At 60.5% G+C, this 3,523-nt stretch carries 5 protein-coding genes; all 5 read right to left on the bottom strand.

Translation table 11 applies throughout. From position 1 onward, the window contains the following. Positions 1 to 180 precede the first annotated feature (180 nt). The 5 genes from AC0AP0_RS10460 to AC0AP0_RS10480 all read right to left on the bottom strand — a co-directional run bounded on the left by AC0AP0_RS10460 (position 181) and on the right by AC0AP0_RS10480 (position 3,408). A complete protein-coding gene (locus AC0AP0_RS10460; RefSeq protein WP_254477834.1) occupies positions 181 to 558 on the bottom strand; it encodes a TadE family type IV pilus minor pilin in 378 nt (125 codons plus the stop codon). Further along, entirely contained in the window at positions 545 to 781 is a 237-nt protein-coding gene (locus AC0AP0_RS10465) for a DUF4244 domain-containing protein (RefSeq protein ID WP_490430415.1), read from the bottom strand. Before AC0AP0_RS10465 ends, AC0AP0_RS10460 begins: the two co-directional genes overlap by 14 nt. A 330-nt stretch (positions 782 to 1,111) precedes the next feature. Continuing rightward, a complete protein-coding gene (locus tag AC0AP0_RS10470; protein ID WP_490430416.1) occupies positions 1,112 to 1,654 on the bottom strand; it encodes a type II secretion system F family protein in 543 nt (180 codons plus the stop codon). Next, on the bottom strand, positions 1,645 to 2,307 hold the full coding sequence (locus AC0AP0_RS10475; RefSeq protein ID WP_490430417.1) for a Flp pilus assembly protein TadB: 663 nt from the start codon (positions 2,305 to 2,307) through the stop codon (positions 1,645 to 1,647). The genes AC0AP0_RS10470 and AC0AP0_RS10475 overlap by 10 nt, the downstream gene beginning before the upstream one ends. Before the next feature lie 12 nt (positions 2,308 to 2,319). Next, positions 2,320 to 3,408, bottom strand: a complete 1,089-nt coding sequence (locus AC0AP0_RS10480) for a TadA family conjugal transfer-associated ATPase (protein ID WP_490430418.1) — start codon at positions 3,406 to 3,408, stop codon at positions 2,320 to 2,322. Positions 3,409 to 3,523 lie beyond the last annotated feature (115 nt).

The raw sequence follows: 3,523 nt of genomic DNA on the forward strand, positions 1-3,523 counted from the left end.
ACCGGTACGTGCACGCGTCCGGCAGATCATGAGATTGCCCAGAAGCGCCGCCAGAACCAGACCCAGGCCGACCAGAGCCATCAGCATGATGCCCATAACCGTGCCGGAACCCAGATCCGAACCCCTTATCCATGAACCGGTACGCTTCAGGTGCGTCTTTCTGGCATGTCCGGGCATGACTCATTCCTCCAAGATGGCCACGGCATTGCCATGGACCTGTGCAGGCAGCACGCCCATTGGGCCGGCAACCACTGGACATGACACCCTGACTGCCGTCTGTCCGGCTGATGGGCTCAGCCTAACCTGGGCATGCGGCCCAGCCATCCGGTGCACCAGCTCTTGGGAATCGCTCTTGCCACGAGTGACGATCAGGTCTCTGGCAGCCGCGTTGGCCGCATCCTGACAGACCATGCCAATCCTAATCGTCTGGGTCAGCGTTAGCAGTATGAGAGCCAGGACCATGACAGCAGGAAGAACGATGGCGAACTCGGCCGTTACCGTGCCGTTATCGGATCGCCACCCTCGTCTGCGTTCATACCGTCTTTCAGCCGACAGCACTGAGTGCCTTCTTCACCAGCCCCATCAGCAAAGTGCGTGTGGAAGGGGATTTGACGATGGCCAGCAATACACCGGCCAGCGTGGCGGCCGCCACCATGATCACGGCGTATTCAGCAGTGATGGCCCCGGATTCAGGCCTAGCCAGAACCACGCTCAGCCGCGCATGCAGGGCACGCACTCCAGAATCCATAGTCTGGCTGACGCGAACGTATAAAGCCACCATGAACCGGCTGGAACGCTGCCTTATTCTTTGTAACCACTGCGATCCGGCACTTGCAGCAGACCATGTCGTAGCCGGCACCAATTGGCCCCCTGCCTGCCTTGTCTGTAGATGGAAAACCGTCGCAACCTCCTGTGAATATGTCATCGTTCTTACCTTTGCCTTTCCTTGTCTTCCCCGCCCCGGCGAATGGCCGTTCCTCAGGGAATCGGCATCCGGTATCTTCCACTGTGCCCGTTCCGGTCCATCTCTGTCGCCTTGTCAGATGCATGTGCACGAGCGGAGCTGAATCGTCAACCTGTGGACAACTATGCCCGTAAAAGCTCCATACCCTTAGGACATCCCACCCGCAAAAGCCGCAATGCACGGGATGACTCCAATCAGCACGAAGGCCGGCAGAATGCACAGCCCTGTCGGCACCAGCAGCCTGACGGTTATCGTCGCTGTGGCACGGGCCAGCATGCTGCGGGCATGGTGATCCAGCTGACGGATGGTCGTCTCGATACGCGTCAGCGGCGATGACCCCAAACGCCAGGACGGCTCAAGACAGTCAGCCAGGACCTGCATGGACCGTCCGTAACCAGGATCGCCGATTGCACCCGACCAGGACAGATCCCATCCGTTGCCGCTTTCGAGCAGGTGAGCCACGCGAACCATTCGAAGTCCATAAGGACCTGGCAGCAACCCGCCAATCACCCCCAAGGCCCTGGGCAAGGAGGCCCCCTGGCGAATAGCGACTCCCAGCAAGGCCAACACCAGGCTCAAGGACGGCGTGGAGTCCTGCTCATCAGCCAATCGTTCACCCATGCCGTCGAATTTTATGAGCAGAATGGTCAGTATGGTCGACAGAGCGGCAATCAGCGGTTTCAAATCCATAGATCCTCCCTGCCCAGATCGTTCATCAGCTGATGTATCCAAACCAGACCAACGACATAGAAGGCCGCTCCAAGTACCAGACATATGGTTCCCGGACCTGGGCGACATAGGAAGGTCAACGGCCGCGCACCCATGAACTCTCCCATGATGATTGTTAACACCGGCAAGGTCGACAGGAGGCGGATCGTGGCCCTGGGCACAGCAAAGGCTTTTTCTCGAGCCTCATCCAGTGCCGCCCGCCGCCTCTGCATGACTGCCACGGTCCGCAGCCCATCAGAAGCCCGGCAACCCAAGATGGCGCTGAGCCCATAACAGGCCATCAGCGCCTGAGCCATAATTGTCAGAGCGGGCCCCCGTTCCTGAGGCAAGCATCGGTTCTCCAGCATGGCCATGACACGTTCCCGCGTGACCTCCTGAGTGGCGAACCGCCGCCCGGATGCCTCCTCGAAAGCCTCTACCAGACCGCCTCCATTGTCGACATAGGAAAGCAGGGAAGTGATCAGCACCGCCAGGCCGGGCCGATCCGACTGTGCAGAGGGCCTGACTGACATGGCCTTGAGTCTTGCGGCCGCGTCGCTTCTATGTGGAAGCAGAGACAGACAGGCAACAGTCGTCATCGTCACAGCCAACCAAGCTACAGTCTCGCCATTCATAATCCACCTCAACTACGCAGTGCTCGCCGGCGCGCTGGTCACAACGCCCCACCGCCTGGCGAACTTCGACCAGGCCGTTCCATATGTAGCGGCCCCTCGGCCCGTCCAGGCACAGACGGCCTCCCCAAGTAGCCGGCCGTCGACGGCCGTTGTCAGTCGGCCAATCTGAGCGATATGTCTATGGCCGCCGGAACGTTCCAGATGGATAACAGCATCAAACGCCCCCTGCGCCAGAGCCGCCAGCGCCTTCGGCTGCAACCCCGCCAGCAACCCCAAAGTCGCCAGTCTGGCAGGAACTCGTTCCACGTTGTCGGCATGCAGAGTGGCCATGCCACCCCGATGACCGGAATTGAAAGCTCGCAGCAGATCCGCTATCTCCTCTCCCCGGCATTCACCCAGGATGATCCGATCGGGCCGCATGCGCAGTGTGGCCTTAACCAAATCGACTAGCCCCACGCCCCCCGCCCCTTCAACATTGGACTCTCTGACGGCCAGGGACACCATGTTCCTATGGCCGGCAATACGGCCCAGCTCACGGACTTCCTCTACGACAACCAGCCGCTGCTCCTGTGGACACATGCCCAGCAGGGCCCGCAGAAGTGTAGTCTTGCCGGCACCCGTGCCTCCGGTCACCAGGATGCTGGCCCGGTTGACCACCAACGCCCGAAGAATGAATAGCCAGCTTGGAGGACACAACCCAGCAGCAACCAGTTCCTCCATGCCGGGCGGGTGTCTGTTGGGCAGTCTGATGGAGATGGCGGCGCCCTCAGGAACGAGCGGGGCAAGGACGGCGTGGACCCTGACCCCCTCCCTGCTGGAAGCGTCGGTCATGGGCCGAGCATCATCCAGACGACATCCCAGCTGAGCGCATAACTGCACAGCAAAATCCCTTACTGCCCGAGGGCCTGCAAACCCAGGCCGGAGCAGAACCTCCTCCATGCCCGCACCTCGGTCGATCCAGACATTGCCCTGTCCGGTCACTGCGATGTCAGTCACAGCGGGATCGCTCACCAGCCCATCCAAGTACCCGAAAGTGGGCGGCTGGGCGGAATCACCATCGGGGAATGAAGCTTCGATGTTTTCCCCGCTTCTCTCGATCATTGGATAACCTTAGACCGAGTCAATTCGCGAGAAGAGATCCGCTCTTCCCTTCTTTCGCCGACGATCATTCCTGCGATCCGCTCCACCAGGGGATGAAGAGCCCGGGCGTAAGCAC

The sequence above is a fragment of the Bifidobacterium sp. POST2/T3 (B1) genome (assembly GCF_058197115.1).

Excerpts from the sequence above, each read along its gene's own strand:
- AC0AP0_RS10465 (WP_490430415.1), bottom strand. The coding sequence starts at position 781 with ATGGTGGCTTTATACGTTCGCGTCAGCCAGACTATGGATTCTGGAGTG.
- AC0AP0_RS10480 (WP_490430418.1), bottom strand. The coding sequence starts at position 3,408 with ATGATCGAGAGAAGCGGGGAAAACATCGAAGCTTCATTCCCCGATGGT.
- AC0AP0_RS10470 (WP_490430416.1), bottom strand. The coding sequence starts at position 1,654 with ATGGATTTGAAACCGCTGATTGCCGCTCTGTCGACCATACTGACCATT.
- AC0AP0_RS10475 (WP_490430417.1), bottom strand. The coding sequence starts at position 2,307 with ATGAATGGCGAGACTGTAGCTTGGTTGGCTGTGACGATGACGACTGTT.